Here is a 1,353-nt window from a genome sequence, read left to right as displayed (position 1 = left end):
GCCGACACGATCGACGGCACCGATATCGTTCGTGCCGGGGCGACGGGCCGACTGTTCTGCGGGGTGTATGCCGCACCGACGCTGGGTACGTTTGTGCGATCGATGTCGGAGGACAATGACCGGCAGTGGTCGACGGTCAGTTCTGATTTCGTGGCCGGGCTTGCCGCGCACGCGCCCGTGCTGACTCGGGCTCGGCGCGGATCGGCATGTTCAGGGCCAGGTCGAGATCTGTTGATGCTCGATGTCGACGACACGGTACTGCCGGTGAGAAGTCTGCGAAAGGAGCAGGTCGGGTATACCTATCGGCGATGCCAGGGCTTGAGCGTGCAGTTGGTGACGGCCTCGCGGGCCGGTTCGCGGCCGGTGATCCTGGGCCAACAGTTGCGGGCCGGGACTGCCAGCGGCAAACCCGGCGGTGCCGCCGGGCTGGTCGCGGATGCTCTCGCGGTGGCCACCGCGGCATTCGCTGTGGATCCGACCGCGATCGTGCTGCGCGGAGATTCTGCGTATTACTCGGCAGAGTTGGTCGCGGCGGTTCACGCTGTCGGCGGATACGTCTCGGTGGGCATCAAGAAGTTCGTCAACGTCACCGCCCTCATCGATGGGATCGACCCCGACCGGTGGGAAGGCATCGACTATCCGGGCGCGGTGTGGGACCGGGATGCTCGGCGATGGGAATCCGATGCCGAGGTCGCCGAAGTCCCGTTCGTGGGGTTCAGTTCCAACAGTCGGCCCGCCTCTGATCAGGTGCCGGGCCGGCTGATCATCCGGCGAGTCAAGATCACAGAGCCCGGCACGTTGATGCCGGTGTATCGCCACCACGCGTTCTTCACCACGTTGCCGGACTCGTACTCGACGGTCGAGGCTGATCGAATCCATCGGGGGCACGCCATCATCGAGCAGGTCAACGCCGACCTGAAGGGCTCGACTCTGGCGCATCTGCCGACGACCTCGTTCGCCGGCAACAGTGCATGGGTGCACCTGGCGGCGATGGCCTACAACCTGCTTCACGCTGCCGCGGCCCTGACCACGAGTTTGGTCAACTGCACCAGCGCCTCGATCCGGTACAAGCTCGTCAACGTTGCGGCCCGCCTGACCAGGTCTGGACGGCATCTGACCCTGCATCTGCCGGCCCGGTGGCCGTGGGCTACCGCACGCACCGAGTTGAGCACCGCCCTGCGCTCGCCACCGGCAGTGCCCTTCGCCTGACCGACCGAGCCCGACGGCTCCGCTGACGAGGAACTTCGAACGACACCGGGAACACCAGAGCCGGCGATCTGTCATGCCCTCACTCCGATCCGACCCCAATCCCGCCTCACCAGCGACCAGACCGAACCCATCGGTGGATCCGGG

General features: G+C 66.1%; 1 protein-coding gene. It reads left to right on the top strand.

Annotated features, from left to right (window positions below; genetic code table 11):
• The first annotated feature begins 9 nt into the window (after positions 1-9).
• Complete coding sequence (locus tag SCNU_RS19865) at positions 10-1,209, top strand: IS1380 family transposase (protein ID WP_274378037.1); 1,200 nt, start codon at positions 10-12, stop codon at positions 1,207-1,209.
• The last annotated feature ends 144 nt before the right edge of the window (positions 1,210-1,353 follow it).

Source organism: Gordonia neofelifaecis NRRL B-59395, assembly GCF_000192435.1.
Lineage (GTDB): Bacteria > Actinomycetota > Actinomycetes > Mycobacteriales > Mycobacteriaceae > Gordonia > Gordonia neofelifaecis.
This window is presented reverse-complemented; position numbering and strand designations above follow the sequence as displayed.